This is a genomic window from Mycobacterium kiyosense (assembly GCA_021654635.1).
GTDB classification, from domain to species: domain Bacteria; phylum Actinomycetota; class Actinomycetes; order Mycobacteriales; family Mycobacteriaceae; genus Mycobacterium; species Mycobacterium kiyosense.
In genome coordinates this window covers 4,195,967-4,210,487 of sequence record AP025179.1, presented here as the reverse complement: position 1 = coordinate 4,210,487, position 14,521 = coordinate 4,195,967, and the positions used below count along the sequence as shown (strand labels likewise).

Annotated in this window: 12 protein-coding genes; 5 read left to right on the top strand and 7 right to left on the bottom strand. The window is 69.2% G+C overall.

All coding sequences use genetic code 11. The features are described from left to right. Positions 1 to 6 precede the first annotated feature (6 nt). From eccA to L6444_RS19765, 3 genes are all read left to right on the top strand, one after another. Entirely contained in the window at positions 7 to 1,839 is a 1,833-nt protein-coding gene (gene eccA / locus L6444_RS19775) for a type VII secretion AAA-ATPase EccA (RefSeq protein ID WP_236976713.1), read from the top strand. Continuing rightward, complete coding sequence (locus L6444_RS19770; RefSeq protein ID WP_236976712.1) at positions 1,839 to 3,494, top strand: MinD/ParA family ATP-binding protein; 1,656 nt, start codon at positions 1,839 to 1,841, stop codon at positions 3,492 to 3,494. Before eccA ends, L6444_RS19770 begins: the two co-directional genes overlap by 1 nt. An 89-nt stretch (positions 3,495 to 3,583) precedes the next feature. After that, positions 3,584 to 3,808 (top strand): hypothetical protein, encoded by a 225-nt coding sequence (locus L6444_RS19765; protein ID WP_236976711.1) that lies wholly within the window; start codon positions 3,584 to 3,586, stop codon positions 3,806 to 3,808. Here the strand turns inward: L6444_RS19765 and L6444_RS19760 are convergent. The 5 genes from L6444_RS19760 to L6444_RS19740 are packed head-to-tail and all read right to left on the bottom strand — an operon-like array spanning position 3,805 to position 9,569. Further along, complete coding sequence (locus L6444_RS19760) at positions 3,805 to 5,334, bottom strand: class I adenylate-forming enzyme family protein (protein WP_236976710.1); 1,530 nt, start codon at positions 5,332 to 5,334, stop codon at positions 3,805 to 3,807. The genes L6444_RS19765 and L6444_RS19760 overlap by 4 nt on opposite strands. Beyond that, on the bottom strand, positions 5,331 to 6,266 hold the full coding sequence (locus tag L6444_RS19755) for an acyl-CoA dehydrogenase family protein (protein WP_236976709.1): 936 nt from the start codon (positions 6,264 to 6,266) through the stop codon (positions 5,331 to 5,333). The genes L6444_RS19760 and L6444_RS19755 overlap by 4 nt, the downstream gene beginning before the upstream one ends. After that, positions 6,263 to 7,420, bottom strand: coding sequence for an acyl-CoA dehydrogenase family protein (locus tag L6444_RS19750; RefSeq protein WP_236976708.1), 1,158 nt, complete (start codon positions 7,418 to 7,420; stop codon positions 6,263 to 6,265). Before L6444_RS19750 ends, L6444_RS19755 begins: the two co-directional genes overlap by 4 nt. Next, complete coding sequence (locus tag L6444_RS19745) at positions 7,417 to 8,502, bottom strand: acyl-CoA dehydrogenase family protein (protein ID WP_236976707.1); 1,086 nt, start codon at positions 8,500 to 8,502, stop codon at positions 7,417 to 7,419. The genes L6444_RS19750 and L6444_RS19745 overlap by 4 nt, the downstream gene beginning before the upstream one ends. Further along, on the bottom strand, positions 8,499 to 9,569 hold the full coding sequence (locus L6444_RS19740; RefSeq protein ID WP_236976706.1) for an acyl-CoA dehydrogenase family protein: 1,071 nt from the start codon (positions 9,567 to 9,569) through the stop codon (positions 8,499 to 8,501). The genes L6444_RS19745 and L6444_RS19740 overlap by 4 nt, the downstream gene beginning before the upstream one ends. 66 nt (positions 9,570 to 9,635) lie before the next feature. On the opposite strand from L6444_RS19740, the gene L6444_RS19735 reads away from it, so the two are divergent. Beyond that, entirely contained in the window at positions 9,636 to 10,475 is an 840-nt protein-coding gene (locus L6444_RS19735) for an LLM class flavin-dependent oxidoreductase (RefSeq protein WP_236976704.1), read from the top strand. Here L6444_RS19735 and L6444_RS19730 read toward each other — a convergent pair. Together L6444_RS19730 and L6444_RS19725 are read right to left on the bottom strand one after the other, a co-directional pair. Further along, complete coding sequence (locus tag L6444_RS19730) at positions 10,447 to 11,196, bottom strand: SDR family oxidoreductase (RefSeq protein ID WP_236976702.1); 750 nt, start codon at positions 11,194 to 11,196, stop codon at positions 10,447 to 10,449. The two genes, L6444_RS19735 and L6444_RS19730, sit on opposite strands and share 29 nt — an antisense overlap. Before the next feature lie 9 nt (positions 11,197 to 11,205). Next, positions 11,206 to 12,030, bottom strand: coding sequence for a FadR/GntR family transcriptional regulator (locus L6444_RS19725; RefSeq protein ID WP_236976701.1), 825 nt, complete (start codon positions 12,028 to 12,030; stop codon positions 11,206 to 11,208). 86 nt (positions 12,031 to 12,116) lie between these two features. On the opposite strand from L6444_RS19725, the gene L6444_RS19720 reads away from it, so the two are divergent. Next, positions 12,117 to 14,513 (top strand): CaiB/BaiF CoA-transferase family protein, encoded by a 2,397-nt coding sequence (locus L6444_RS19720; protein ID WP_236984278.1) that lies wholly within the window; start codon positions 12,117 to 12,119, stop codon positions 14,511 to 14,513. Positions 14,514 to 14,521: the final 8 nt, after the last annotated feature.

Sequence of the window (14,521 nt, the reverse complement as noted above, 5' to 3'; positions counted from 1 at the left end):
GAGTAGATGCCTGGCACCAGGGACGCTCAGCGGGTCTTCGACGCCGGGGTGTTGTCACTGGGCATCCCCATCGATGGGCTGGAGACCGATCGCGACGTTCAGTACGCGGCGTTGGCGTTCAAACGCGCCACCGAGCACGACCCGCAGATGTGTGACGCCTGGCTGGGACGGGCCGCAGCCGGTGACACCAGCAGCGAAGTGCTCTACAACCTGTGGCGTACCAGCAAGGAGAACCTGAACCGCGAGCAGCGGCGGCTCGGGCTGCCGCGACGGGCGCTGTGCGGCCGCTTTCAGACGGGGTTGTACCTGGACTACACGCTGAGCACGCTCACCGAGGTGTGGCTGGCGTACGCGGCCAGCATGATCGCCGGCAAGGACTTTGACGAGGCCGAGCGGGTGCTCGACGAACTGGACACCATGCGCCGGTCGATGCCCGACTGCGACGCCGAGAATGCCGAGATCTGTGCCTACATCCGCGCGGTGCTGCACTTCACTACCCAGCGCTGGCCGGATGTGCTTACCGCACTTGCCAATTCGACATCGTTCACCGACGAGTACATTGCCGCGGGGGCCAACCTGATGGTGGGCTCGGCGTGCGCTCAGATGGGCTTGTTCGGGGAAGGTATTCGCCGGCTCGACCTGGCGATCGACGGCCCGATCCCGGCCGCGAGCCGGGCCGCCGAATTCTGCAAGGGCCTGACCTTGCGCGAGATGGGCAAGGAGCCCGAGGCCCGGACCATCTTCGAGCGGATCTACAGCGAAGAGCCTGGGTTCGAAGCCAACGCGGCGGCGCTGCACGACCCGAAATTCCGGCTGATCATCAGCACCAAAAACGACATCGACTCGCGCACCGACAAGTGGGATCCGACAACCGCGCGCAGCGCCCGCGAGGTCGACGCCGAGGCCATGAACGAGCGCGGCAACGAGTACCTGCGCGCCGCGCAGCTGGAGCTGGACCGCCAGATCGGCCTGGCCGACGTCAAGCTGCAGGTGGCCAAGCTGCGCTCGGCGGCTCAGCTGGCCAAGGTGCGCGAGGGCAAGGGGCTCAGCGCCGCCGCGCGCAGCCTGCACCTGGCCTTCACCGGTCCGCCCGGAACCGGCAAGACGACCATCGCCCGGGTGGTCGCACAGGTCTACTGCGGGCTGGGCCTGCTCAAGACGCCGGCCGTGGTCGAAGCCAAGCGTGCCGATTTCGTCGGGGAGCACTTGGGCAGCACCGCGATCAAGACGTCGGCGCTGATCGACACCGCGATGGACGGGGTGCTGTTCATCGACGAGGCCTACACGCTGATCCAGACCGGTCTGGCCGGTGGTGACGCGTTCGGCCGCGAAGCGGTCGACACCCTGCTGGCGCGGATGGAAAACGACCGCGACCGGCTGGTGGTGATCATCGCCGGGTACGACGCGGAGATCGACCGCTTCCTGGCGTCCAACGAGGGCATGGCGTCGCGATTCACCAAGCGGATCCGGTTCGCCTCCTACAACCCCACGGAATTGGGCGACATCGGCCGGTTGATCGCCAAGACCCGCGACTCCGAACTCACCGACGGCGCCTACGAGGAACTGGTCGCGGCGTGCAAGCGCCTCTACGAGAACCAGTCGGTCGACGACACCGGCCAGTTGCGCCGCGACATCGACTTGGTCGGCAACGGACGTTTCGTGCGCAACGTGATCGAGACGGCCGAGGAGGAACGGGAGTTCCGGCTCAGTGAGCGCCAGGACGTCAGCGTGGAGGATCTCGACGAAACCGAGTTGATGCGCATCGAACTCTCCGACATGCGGACCGCCCTGGAAAACGTGCTCGGCATGTCCAACCGGCTGACTTCGAGAACGTTCTAGTGGGCAATCCAGACACCCCCGGGTTCAAGGGCAGCAGCGGCGCGGACACCAATCCGATACCCGTTGCCCTGATTCAGGCCAAGCTTGCCGAGGAGGCGGCCGAACCGGCAGCCCACGAGGCAGCACCTGTTGCCGAAGAGCCGGCGCCCGCCGCCGACGCGGGCCCTGCGGGTCCGATGACCGCCGGCACCCAGGTCATCAACCTGCCGCCGGTACCCGCGGCCGAACCCGAGCCGGACGCGGCGGTTGGAGCCGACGCGCCACCCCAGCCGGAACCCGAGCCGCAGCCGGCGCGCCCCGCCCCCACCACGGAGGGCACCCGCGTCATGGCGCTGCCCCCACTTCCGGCGCCTGCGGCACCGAGCCGCCGGCGCCCGCAGAGCCGCCGCGACCAGCCCGTGAGCGGCTGGGTCCGATGTCCGAGGGCACGGCCGTCTTCCAGTTACCCCTCACCCCCGGGCCCACTCCCAGGCGCGCCCTGCGGCCCCGCCGCGCCAGCCGCCCGCCCCGATAAGCCGCCGGTGCGCTCCGCTCCGCGGCCCACCCGGCCCGCGCCGCCGCCGGCCGCGGCGCCGCCGGTCGTCGCACCTCGGCAGGCATCCGGGCCGCCCGCCCCGGCGCCGCCGCAACCGGACCCCCGCTTCAACCCGCCCGCTGCGCCGGTGGCGACGCCGTTCACCCGGGCGGCCCCGAGCGCGCCCCAGCCTCCGCCCGGCTATCAGGATCCGCGCATTCCGTCGCACACCGATCTCGGGCTGGTGCGGGCCCGGCCGCTGCCGCAGCGCGGATGGCGCCGGGCCGTGCACCGGCTCACCGGCCTCAACCCCGGCGAGTCCGAGCTGGAGAACACCCGGCAGAAGTTGGTGGCCAGGGTGAGCCAACCGGTGCGCGGTGACTACAGCATCGCCGTGCTGTCGATGAAGGGTGGTGTCGGCAAGACCACCACCACGGTGGGGCTGGGATCCACCTTCGCGGCGATCCGCGGTGACCGGGTGATCGCCGTCGACGCCAATCCCGACTTCGGCACCCTGGCCCAGCGCGGCCCCGATCAAAGTCGGTCCACGGTGCGGGACTTGTTGTTGGACGACAACATCTTTCGTTACTCCGACATCCGCAGGCACACGTCGCAGAGCACCAGCCGGCTGGAAATCCTGGCCTCCGAACGCGATCCGGCGACCTCCGAGGCGTTCTCCGATGCCGACTATCGGGTGGTGATCCGGCTGCTGCAGCGGTTCTACAACCTGATCCTCACCGACTGCGGCACCGGGCTGGTGCATTCGGCGATGTCGGCCATCCTCGACGAGGCCGACGCGATCGTGCTGGTCGCCTCCCCGGCCATCGACGCGGCGCGCAGCGCGTTCGCGACGCTGGACTGGCTCGAGCATCACGGGCGGGGTCACCTGGTGCCCAACGCGACGGTGGTGATCAGCGCCGCCCGCCCCGGCAAGGCCTCGGTGGACCTGGACAAGCTGGCCGCGCAGTTCCTGACCCGGATCCGGTCGGTACACGTCATTCCGTTCGACGACCACCTGGCCCAGGGTTCGGAGATCGTGTTGGACCTGATGGCCAACCGCACCCGCCAGGCGTTCCTGGAGTTGGCTGCGTCCATCGCCGACGGGTTCGCCGACACCAAGCGCGCGGCGTCGCGCCACTGAGCATGCCCGACGCCGATTCCCGTGATCGGTCATCGGCTCGGGTGTTCTCTGATATACGTTTCAGATCGCCTTAAGGAGCAGGGGGTGCCGTGAGAGAAGCGGTGGTAGTTGCAGTTGTCGAACTGTTGGCGATCGTCTTCGCCACGGCGACGTGGGTGTATCTGGATGCCCGCGCGCACGCCGGGCGCGGCCGCCCCATCGTCTCGTCCTACGGTTCGATCAACATCGATACGCCGGCGGCGTGGTTCCTGGCCTGCCTGGTGATGTGGGAGACGTTCTTTCCGCACTACATCGCTCAGCGCCGCTGGACCTAGCTGGTTTTCGAGCCGGTGTTCGAGCCCTCTCGCGCGGCGATCATCGCCGACCGGTTGACCTTGGTCGCCGCCGTGCGCGGGATGTGGTCGACGAACTCGACCGTTTTGGGCGCTTTGTAGTGGGCCAGGCGGCTCTTGGCGTAGTCGATCAGCTGTTGTTCGGTCGGCGGTTGCGCGGCGTGCGCCGACACCTGAACCACGGCGTGCACCCGGCGGCCCCATTGCGGGTCGGACAGGCCGATGACGACGACGTCGGCGATGTCAGGGTGTCCGGACAGCGCGGACTCCACCTCGGCGGGAAACACATTGGCGCCGCCGCTGACGATCATGTCGGCGCGCCGGTCGGTGATGTAGAGGAAGCCGTCCTCGTCGAGACGGCCGATGTCGCCGGCCGAGCGGAACCCGTCCTCGGTGGACGGCAGCGGCGGCGCCCCGCCCAGATAGCGGTAGCCGGCGCTCATCGGCGCGCGCAGATAGATGTCGCCTTCTTCGCCCGGGCCCAACGGGTTCTTGTCGGCGTCCAGGATGCGGATCTCGGTGTCTCGGAAGCCGCGGCCGACGCTGCCCGGATGGGTCAGCCACTCGTCGCCGCGCAGCGCGGTCAGCCCGAGGTTCTCGGTCATGCCGTAGGCGGTCACGATCTGTTCGGGGCTGAGTAGTTCGAACCAAGTGCGCAGCAGCGACGGCGGCATCACCGCGGCTCCCTGCAGGATGAACACGATGCTGGACAGGTCGCGCTGCCGGATGTCGGGCAGCGCGGCCACCCGCGCCAGCATCGTCGGCGTGGCCGTGAAATTGGTGATCCGGTAGCGCTCGATGGTGTCGACGAACAGGTGGGCGTCGAATTTCTCCAGGATCACCAGGTGGTCGCCGCTGAGCAGCATCAGGAAGGTGGCGAAACCGTTGGTGTGATACATCGGCGCGGGCACCATGATCCGCTGCGGCTTGGCCACCGGCGTCCAGTTCGACAGGAAGGGTTCGCCCTGTTCGGGTATCCACAGCGAGGGCGCCAGGTTCAGGATCACCTTCGGCACGCCGGTGGACCCGCTGCTGCAGATACCGTTGGCGGTCGGGGAAACCGCTGTGGGCAAAGGACTTCGGGACGAGGCGGCGGCCAGTTCGTCCAGCTCCCAGCGGGTGGTCTCGTCGACCACCACCACGGGGTCGATGACCGCGCGCACCCGGCCCCGTTCCCACTCCGGCAGGTCCCAGTGCATCGGTATCGGTACCGCCCCGATCTTCCAGCACCCGAGCGCGGCCAGCACCAGGTGGATCGAGTTCGGGATGGCAAGGGCAACAAGCGAACCCGTCTGCGCACCGTGTCCGGCCAGGGCGCGTCCCCATTGGTTGGCGCGGGCCTCGAGTTCGCCGAAGGTCAGCGACTCGGCGGTACCGTCCAGCGCGACAATGGTCACCGCGGTGTCGTCGCCCCGCTCCCCGGCGAGCTCGCGCAGCTTGTCGCCGAACGGGATTCCGTTGGCGAACGGGTTGGGGGCGGTACCCGCGCTGACGGGTTGGGTGCTCATGCCGATACGCGCCCGCTGAACAGCGTCTCCAGATGTCCCTTGCGCACGTCGGGGATCAGCCGCAGGCTCAGCGCTTCGGGACCCAGGGGCAGCCGGATCAGCGGCTGGGTGTGCCGGTCCAGCACGCTGACGTCGGACTCGTCGCAGAACCCGAGTGCGCCCAGCAGCTGGTGGGCGGTGCGCAACACCTGCCGCGCAGTCTCGGCCGCTTTCAGCCGTAACACCAGGGCGTCAGCCGAAAGAACTTGCAGCGCAACCGATTCCGGACGGCAAAGGGTGTATTTGGCCAGTTCGTGGAGGCCGCGCACCGCGACCGACGCGTCGGCGACGGAGAATCTGACGGCCTGGAAGTCGGCCAGCGGCCTGCCGAACTGCACCCGCGCCTGTACATGCTCGGTGGCGATGTCCAGCGCCCGCTGCACCGCACCCAGAATCCGCCATGATCCCAGCACGAGATGAAGATTAACGTCGGCCGCTGCAACGGCTCCGTCGGGGGCGCCCAGAGTGGCCGGCGTCAGGAAAGGCCCCAGCTTGGCGCCGGGGCGCACGCCGGGCTGTACCGGGTAGCGGATGCCGTCCAGGTCGGCGGCGATCCAGCCGCCGGGCAGATCGCCGTGGTCGATGCGGGGGGCGGCGGGGTTCACCAACGCCAGCCGGGCGCCGTCGATCGCCAGCAGTTCCTCGACGAGCGGATAAGGCAGGGCCGCGGCACCCGCGGCTCGGCACAGCGCCGCCGCGGCCAGCAGATCGTCCGAACCGGAGCGGACGTCGAGTTCGAACGCGCCGAGCTCGGTCAGGGCGTCGCGCGCCGACTGCCGCACGGTGTCGTCGGTCTCGGCGCGGATCGCCGCCTGCGGCCCGCCGAGCCGGGCCAGGCGCTTGGCGGCGACGGCCGCGAAGTCGGTGATGTCTTGTGGCAGTTCGGTATTCATCGGTGTTCTCCCAGTACGTCGCGGGCCACCATCATGCGCTGGACCTCGATGGTGCCCGAGGCGACGGTGGCGGCCTGCGCGTAGCGCCAGTGGTCGTCGACGGCGCCGTGCAGCGCTGCGGTGGAGCCGCTGTCCAGTGCGGTGGGGCCCAGCACGTCGAAGAGCAGCTCGGCGACCAGCTGGTCACAGGTGGTGGTCGCGATGCGGGCCGCGCTGGCCGCCGCGCCGGCCTGCGGATCGTCCTGCAGCGACACGGCCCGGTAGGCCATCAGCCGGGCCACCCGCAGGTCGACCAGCGCCCGCACCCAGCGACTGCGCAGCGATTCGGGCAGCCGGTCCCAGTCGTCGCCGAGGGCGTCCTGCATGCGGTGCAGCAACGCTTCGCAGCGGGCATAGCGCGCGATGCCGACGCGCTCGAAGGCCAACGCCTCGCGCATCACCCGCCAGCCGTCGCCGGGCTCGCCCAGGATGTCGTCGTCGGATGCCGGCACGCCGTCGAGGAACACCTCGTTGAGGTGGTGCGGCCCCAGCATCGACGGGATGCCGCGCACGGTGAAGCCCGGACGGTCCATCGGGATCAGAAACAGGCTGAGCCGCTTGGACTTCGGCGCGTCGGGATGGGTGCAGGCGGCCAGCACGCACCAGGATGCCATCCGCGCGTAGGAGGTCCACACCTTCTGGCCGTCGATACGCCAGCCTTCCCCGTCCCGGACCGCGCGGGTGCGCAACGACGCCAGGTCGGTGCCGGCCTCCGGTTCGGAGAATCCCTGGCACCAGATCACCTCGCCGGCGGCGATGCCGGACAGATGCTTGGCCTTCTGTTCGGCGGTGCCGTATCGCATGATGGCCGGTCCGACCCAGTTGATGCCCATGTACTGCGGACCGCGCGGTTCGTAGTTGGCCCACATCTCCTCGCGCAGCACGGTCTGCTGCCAGATCGAACCACCGCCGCCGCCATGCTCTTTCGGCCAGGCCAGCGCCAACAGTCCCTCCGCGGCCAGCAGTTTGCAGAACGACTCGGTGGTGGCCAGGTCGTCGGGGTCGTCGGTGCAGGCTCCCAGGAAGTCGGCCGGGATGTGTTCGGCGATCAACTGCCGCAACCGGTTTCGCAGTTCGCCGGCGTCGTCGCCGAGATCGTAGTCCATGGTGGTCATCCCTTCGGCAGCCCGAGCACCCGCTCGGCGATGATGTTGCGCTGAACCTCGGAGGTTCCGCCGTAGATGGTCGCGGCCAATGCGTCCTGGCGTTCGAACAGCAGGTCGGGGTCGGTGCACGAGGAGGGCCCGGCGGCCGCCGCGCTCAGTTCCCAGACCCGTTGCAAGGTGAGCGATCCGAGCAGCTTCATGGTGTCGGCCTCCGGGGTGGGCCGGCCGGCGAGTTCGTTGTCCAGGGCGCGGTAGCCGGTGGTGCGCAGGGCCTCGGCGTCGGTGAGCAGCGTGCCCAGTTCGGTGTAGACGTCCGGGTCGTCGGTGACCGAATCCAGGCCCCGCATGATTTCGACCCAGTTCATGATCCAGATCATCTGGCGTTCATGGTGCAGCGAGGACAGGGCGACGGTCCATCCGCCGTGCAACGGCCCCAGCAGATTGGCCGCCGGCACCTCGACGTCGTCGAGGAAGACCTCGCAGAACGTCTCGTCGGAGATCGACGCCATCCGGATGGGTTCGATCCGCACTCCGGGGGACTGCAGATCCAGGATCAGGCAGGAGATGCCGCGGTGCTTGGGGGCATCGGGGTCGGTGCGCGCATACAACGTGCACCACTGCGACAGATGCGCCTGCGTGGTCCAGATTTTGTGGCCGTTGACCCGGAAGATGTCACCGTCGCGTTCGGCGCGGGTGCGCAACCCGGCGAAATCCGACCCGGCTTCCGGCTCGGACATCCCCAGCGCCCACCACTCGTCGCCGCGCAACAGGGGAACCAGCAGACGGTCGATCTGCTCGGGCGTGCCGAACTGGCGGAGGCCGGGTGCGGCGACGCCGGGACCCTGGACGTTGGGCAGTTTGGGCGCCGACCGAAGGGCACCCGCGATGCGGATTTCCATCGCGTCCCGTAACCCCAGCGAGCGGCCGCCGTGCTGGCGCGGCCAGGTGGGTTGCAGCCAGCCGGCTTCGAAGGCGGCCCGCTGGTGCTCGCGCCGCATCGCGATGTCCCAGCGGTATTCCCGGTAGCGCTGGTGATAGTCGCGCGGCAGGAACTCGGTGAGCCACCCGATGTACTCGTCGACGACCGTCATGCCCGGCCCCCCGCGAAGCGCCGGCCCACTTCGTTGTAGAGCGCGCGGCTGTCGCCCAGCAGCGCCCCGCCCTGCCAGGCGTGCCGCACGTAGAGGTGCGCGTCGTGTTCCCAGGTCTGGCCGAGTGCGCCGAACACCTGGACCGCGGTGCGCGCGCAGTCGGTGGCCGCATCCGCGGCCGCCGCTTTGGCCATGGCCGCCGCCGTCCAGGCCGTTGATGATGGCGCGTCGAGTTGGTGGGCCGCGGCATAGGTGAGGCTGCGGGCGCGTTCCAGGCCGACGTAGTTGTCCGCCAGGGCATGTTTGACGCCCTGGAAGGCGCCGATCGGGGTGCCGAACTGCCGACGTGTCTTGGCGTGTTCGACGGATCGCTGCAGGGCCGCGCCCGCCACCCCGAGCAGGTCCGCGGCCGCGGCCACCAGCGGAGCCGCAACGGCCGCGTCCAGCGTGGCGATGGGAGCGACGGCCACCGGAGCGGCATTGACGTCGACGTCGTCGAATGGGTGCGCGGGGTCGGTGGATTCGCTGGGCGAGACAGCGACGCCGTCGCCGGCGCGCAGCACGGCGGCCACCGGTCCGTCATTGGAGCGGGCCAGGGCGACGATCAAGTCGGCGCGGCTGGCATGTGGGACCGCGACCGCCCGGCCGCGCAGCCGGCCGTCGCGCAGCGTCATCGGGGTGCCCGGCAGCCGAGCACCGGGGGAGTGCACGGCCAGCGTCGCCACCGCACCGGAGGCGATCTGGTCTAGCACCTCTGCGCAGCCCGCGCCGACGGTGGCGCGCAGTGCGCCGGCGGCCAGGCCGATGCTGCTCAGCAGCGGGACGGGTGCCAGCACCGCGCCGCATTCCTCGAGCACCAGGGCCAGTTCGACGGGGCCGAACTCGCCGTCGGCGTCGTTGGCCGCCAACTCGGTCCAGCCCAGGTCGACGACCGTCTTCCACAGGGTGCGCCAGCGTTCGGGATCGTCGAGGGCCTGCCGCGCGACCTCGGGTGGACACTCGGTGCGCAGGATGCCGCGCACGGTGTCGCGCAGCGCCAGCTGCTCCGACGTCAGACCAACATTCATAAGACCCCTAACATAATAAAAATAGTAAACTAGCGGGCCGCGCGCAAACGAAGTGAGGGGTTGACGGTGGAGTGGTATCTGTTCGTACCGCAGGTGCGGCTGGCGGTGTCCGACATCGTGGATCGGGCACTGCACGCCGAGGCCGCCGGATTCGACGGCATCGCGTTCATCGACCACCTCGAGGCGCCGGGACAACCCGACGAAAACATCTGGGAGGCAATGAGCATCGCATCCTGGGTCGCAGCCCGGACGCAACGACTGCGCGTCGGACACCTGGTGCTGTGCGACGCGTTCCGGCACCCGGCCGTGCTCGCCAAGCAGGCCGTCACCCTGTCGGAGGCCAGCGAGGGCCGCTTCGAACTCGGCCTGGGCTCGGGATCCTGGCCCGCCGAGTTCACCAGATTCGATGTCGGTCAGCAGGATCCGCTGGCCCGTGTCAAGCAGCTCGGGGGCCACCTCGAGCTGATCAAGCAATACTGGACCGGTGGGCAGCAACCCAAGCCCACCTACCCGATACCGCTGGTTCTGGGTGGCAGCGGCCCGCGCATGATGAAACTTGTTGCCGAACATGCGGATTGGTGGAATCTGCAGGCCAACCACCTCGAGCGGCTACCCCGGCTGGTCGGGTCCGCCGGCTCGGCCCGGATCTCGGTGCAACAGATGGTGGGGTTCGTGCGGGCCGGCGCCGACCCCGCCGCGGTGCACGAGGTCAGCACCCGGCGGTTCGGTCATCTCGGTTCGGGTCTGGTCTGCGGCGACGCCGACGAGCTGATCGGGCATTTCGCCGGCCTGGCGGCCCAGCGGGTGGCACGTAGCTACGTCTGGTTCGCCGATTTCGCCGCCCCGCAGTCGGTGAGCGAGTTCGGCGAAACGGTGATCAAGAACTTTCCGCGTCCTGCTGCTTGACCGCCGTCGCGCGCCGGCGCGCCTCGGTGGGTACCACCGGCGGCCGGGCGTAGGGTCCCCGCTGCACCGCGCTGAGCCGGATCTCGGGCAGGTCGACCGACGGGTCGACGGTGTCCAGCCAGGCGACCGTGTTGGCGATGTCGGAAACCTGGATCGCGTACATCTCGAACGGAACATCCTGCAGCATCTCGGTTTCCACCGGCCCGGGGGTGATGAGGTGCACGGCGATGCCGTCGCGGTCGACCTCCATGGCCAGCGCCCGGGCGAAGGCGTTCATGCCGGCCTTGGACGCGGAGTATGCGGTGCGCGCCATCATCGGTTCGTGGGCGGCCGAAGACGAGATGAAGATCAGCCGCGAGCCGGGCCGCATCCGGGGCAGCACCGCCGAGGTGACCACGAAACACGAGTCCAGGTTGGCCGAGATGACGGCGCGCCACTGGGCGAAAGTCTGCTTGCGCGCATAGGTCCCGCCGAGCGCGCCGGAAGCGTGCACGACCAGGTCGATACGCTCGAAAGGGCTTATCGCAGCGGCGAACCCGTCCGGATCGGAGGCGTCGGCGACGACGGCCCGTGCGCCGATCTGCTCTGCTACCGCCCGCAGCGGGCCCTCCCGGCGCGCCATCACCAGCACGTCGTAGCCCAGCTCGCACAACTTGGCCGCGCAGGCCTTGCCGATACCACCGCTGCCACCGGTGACCAACGCGGTTCTGGGAGTGCCCACCTGCGGCCGCTACGGTCGCCGGATGTCGCGCGGGCGGGACAATGCCTGCGGAGACAACGCGTAGATCCGCTGCTCGGCACGGCCGGACAGCACGTAGGTCTGGGTATCGGCCAAGTGCCGGCCCGCGATCCGCCGTGCCCGGTCGACATCGCCCTCGGCGATCGTCTCGGTCAGCTTGATGTGGGTGTTGAGCGCCGCACGCCGCCTGGCCAGCGACGGGTAGGTGCCGCTGGCCGCACTTTCGTCGGCCCACTGCTGCTCGTGGCTGGACCACAGCGTTTCCAGGCTGCCGACGACCGCGATGATGGTGTGGTTGCCGCAACCGCGCACGATGAGATTGTGGAACTGGCGCCCGATTTCGGTGAATTGCCGTCCGTCTTCCAGGTTTTCGGCCATCGCCTCGTTGGTACGCTTGAGTTCTGGCACCAGCGTGTCGGCGCGGTCGGGGCGCTGGGCGGCCAGCGCCGCGCAGGCGGGTTCGAGTTCCTGCAACGCCGCACCGAGGTCGCTGATCACGACGGACTCGCTCTGCAGCAACAGACCCAGCATGTAGGCGGCACTGGTCTTGGCCGGAGCGTGCACCACCGCGCCGCCGCGGTTGCCGCGCCGCACCGAGACCAGGCCCTCGGTCTCCAGAATCCGCAGCGCTTCGCGCAACGAGACCAGGCTGACCTTGAACTGGTCGACGAGAACTTCCTGGCGGGGCAACAGGTCGCCGTCGGCAAGCTCACCGTCGATGATCTGACGGCGCAGCTCGTCGGCTACGATTTCGGCGATCCTCGGCGCCGACAACCGGCGACGGGCGTCGGGTCCGATTCCCAGAGGGGCGCTCATCCGAGTCCTCGCAACCTACAGCAGGAAAGAGCGCACGGTCGCTGGCCCGCGAACTCCATTGGCTTAGCTATTTTAGCAGTAATGGTATAAATAGCCGCGTGAGTCACGAGGCCGATCACCGGCCGACGCCGCTCGACGGACTGCGAGTCGTCGAGATCAGTGACCGCCTGGCCGGCAGCTATTGCGGGAAGCTGTTGGTGGATGCGGGTGCGCAGGTCCGCAAAATCGAACCGCCGCAGGGAGATCCGTTGCGGCAGTACTCGGCCACCGGCTCGGCGGTACCGGACGGTGTGGCCGGTCCGCTCTACTGCTACCTCAACGCCGGCAAGAGCAGCCTGAGCGTGTCGCCGGATTCGGATCAGTACCGCGCCGAACTCGCCGGCGCCGACGTCGTCGTCGTGACCGCGGGACGGACCGGCGCCGCCGCGCTGGGCGTCGACCCGCAGCTGTTGCTGCGGCAGTCCCCACGCACGGTCGTCGTCACCATCTCCGACTTCGGTTGGAGCGGTCCGTTCGCCGACCGGCCGGCCACCGAGTTCACCCTGCAGGCCTGGTCCGGCTGCACCGGGTTCCGGGGCGATCCCGCCGGACCACCCATCTCCATCGGCGGCGACCTCGGCGAGTACATGGGCGGTGTTTACGCCGCGTTCGGTGCGCTGGCCGTGCGCCGCCGCGTGGTGCGGGGCGGCGCCGGTGAGCATCTGGACCTGTCCATGCTCGAGGCGATCACCGCGATGCAGAGCAGCGAATGGCTGCACTCCCAGTTGCTGCAGGTGCCCCCCATCCGGCGCACTCTGGAAGTTCCCTCGATCATCACCGCCAAGGACGGCTACGTCGGCATCACCATGGTCACCGGGCAGCAGTGGCTGGACTTCGCGGCCATGGTGGAATGCCCTGCGTTCGAAGAGATTCCGCAGCTGCGTTTCCAGATCGGCCGCTGGGAGTACCGCGACTTCATCTACGAGTCGATCGGTCCGTGGTTCGCCGAGCGAACCGTCGCCGAGATCGTCGAACTGGGTCAGCTGTTCCGGTTGCCGATCGCGCCGCTGGGCAACGGCGCCACGGTCCGCGACATGGACTACATGACGCAGCGCGGGGTGTTCGTGCAGAACCGGGCCGGATTCCACCAGCCGCGCGCGCCGTGGCTGATGTCGGGGTGTGCCCCGGCAGCACCCGCCGAAACGGCCGGGATCGGCGCGGGCAACAGTGAATCACCCTGGCCCAGAAGAGAATCCGGTAGTGCGCCGGTGGACGGCGGGCTGCCGCTGCAGGGGGTGCGGATCGTCGACCTGACCGCGTTCTGGGCCGGCCCGGCCGCCACCCATCTGCTGGCCGCGTTCGGCGCCGACGTGATCAAGGTGGAGTCGATTCAGCGTCCCGACGGCATCCGCTATTCGGGCGGCATGCGCACCGATATCGACGACTGGTGGGAATACGGCTGGGTATTCCACGCGATGAACACCAATAAGCGTTCGGTCACACTGGATTTGGGCTCCGAACAAGGCCGGGAGCACTTTCGCACGCTGGTCGCCGAGGCAAACGTGGTGATCGAGAATTTCTCACCGCGGGTGATGGACCACTTCGGGCTCACCGCCGAGGTGCTGCTGCGGATCAACCCCAAGCTCGTCGTTGCGCGGATGCCGGCGTTCGGGCTGGACGGGCCGTGGCGCGATCGGGTCGGGTTCGCACCCACCATGGAACAGATCGCCGGGTTGGCGTGGGTTACCGGCCTGCCGGAAACGCCGCCGGTGACCCCACGCGGGGCCTGCGACCCGCTGGCCGGCGTGCATGCCGCATTCGCGGTGCTGGCCGCGCTGCAGTTCGCCGCACGTACCGGACAGGGTCAACAGGTCGAGCTGCCGATGATCGAAACGGTGTTGAACACCACGGCCATTCAGCCGATCGAGTACGAGGTGTTCGGCAAAACCCTGAGCAGGCGGGGCAACCGCGGACACGGCGGGGCGATCCAGAACCTCTACCAGTGCGCCGGCGACGACGAATGGATCGCGGTCAGTGTGTGCGACGACGGGCAGTGGGCGGCCCTGGTCGACGTGCTGGGCCGGCCCTGCTGGGCGGACCAGGGACTTGCCACCGGCGCGGGCCGGCGCGAGCGGGCCGACGACCTCGACGACCGGTTACGGGCCTGGTTCGCCGGTCAGCCGCGGGATAGCACGGTCGATCGGCTGGTGGCGGCGGGGATTCCGGCGGCGCCGGTGGTCTCGCCGTCGCTGGTCACGCATAATCCGCAGCTACTGGCGCGGGGGTTTTTCGAGTCGCTGGACCACCCGCGGACCGGATCCGGCCTTTACCCCACGCCGCCGTTCGCCCGCCTCGCCGGGCAACACAAGTGGCTGCTGCGCCCGCCGCCGACGTTGGGCGAGCACAATGAAGAAGTCCTGCGCGGTCAGTGCGGGCTCGCCGAGGGAGAACTCGCCCGCCTTGCTGCCGACGGGGTGATCGGGACCCGACCGGTGGGGCTCTGAGTAGGGAA